The sequence below is a fragment of the Vogesella mureinivorans genome (genome assembly GCF_007644035.1).
Taxonomy (GTDB): Bacteria; Pseudomonadota; Gammaproteobacteria; order Burkholderiales; family Chromobacteriaceae; genus Vogesella; species Vogesella mureinivorans.
In genome coordinates this window covers 1-284 of sequence record NZ_VMTV02000372.1, presented here as the reverse complement: position 1 = coordinate 284, position 284 = coordinate 1, and the positions used below count along the sequence as shown (strand labels likewise).

1 protein-coding gene is annotated in these 284 nt (G+C 37.3%); it reads right to left on the bottom strand.

Annotated elements, in window-relative coordinates:
* Nucleotides 1-6: 6 nt before the first annotated feature.
* Complete coding sequence (locus FLQ44_RS11060; RefSeq protein WP_240801255.1) at nt 7-222, bottom strand: ArsR/SmtB family transcription factor; 216 nt, start codon at nt 220-222, stop codon at nt 7-9.
* Nucleotides 223-284 lie beyond the last annotated feature (62 nt).

Sequence of the window (284 nt, the reverse complement as noted above, 5' to 3'; positions counted from 1 at the left end):
ATTGTATTAAAAGTCTTCACATGCCTCTTCAACAATATGTATAGCCATATCAGAAATTACATGACTCACATGAGTATCTGCTATTTGATAAATAACTTGTTTTGCCTGTCGGTTGCCCTTTACTAAACGTGCTGAACGTAAAAGTCTAAGGTTATGACTGACCAATGATTGTGAAAGATCAAGAGCTGTAGAAATCTCTCCAACAGAACTCGGTCCATGCAAACTCCATACATTATTCGGACGGATGCGACGCCTAATAACTTAAAAGTATCTGCAAGTTTATG